This window comes from Mesorhizobium sp. M8A.F.Ca.ET.161.01.1.1 (genome assembly GCF_004792105.1).
Taxonomy (GTDB): Bacteria; Pseudomonadota; Alphaproteobacteria; order Rhizobiales; family Rhizobiaceae; genus Mesorhizobium.
Genome location: NZ_SRTD01000158.1, coordinates 1 through 374 on the forward strand (window position 1 = coordinate 1; position 374 = coordinate 374).

The 374-nt window shown below is 57.0% G+C and carries 1 protein-coding gene; it reads left to right on the plus strand.

The window, feature by feature from the left end; translation table 11 throughout:
* Positions 1-12: 12 nt before the first annotated feature.
* Positions 13-374, plus strand: a 362-nt coding sequence (locus EN804_RS35105) for a glycine betaine ABC transporter substrate-binding protein (protein ID WP_281407930.1), incomplete at its 3' end; no start/stop codon positions are given.

Below are 374 nucleotides of genomic sequence, written 5' to 3' on the forward strand. Positions count from 1 at the left end.
GACGGCGTCGCCGTGACACGCGCAACCGCCGAGAAATACAAGCTGAAGACAATTGCCGATCTGGCACCGGTCGCCTCAGAATTGGTGCTCGGCGGTCCGCCGGAATGGAAAACCCGTAAAGAAGGCATCATCGGCCTCAAGGACATTTACGGCCTGGAGTTCAAGTCCTTCAAGTCGCTCGATGTCGGCGGTCCCTTGACGCTGTCTGCGCTGGTGAACGATCAGGTGCAGGCGGCAAACCTTTTCTCGACGGATCCCGCCATTGCCGCCAATGATCTCATCATTCTTGAAGATGTGAAGAACCTCTTCCCGGCACAGAACATCGTCCCGGTTATCGCGACACCAAAGGTCAGCGATGTCGTGACAACGACGCT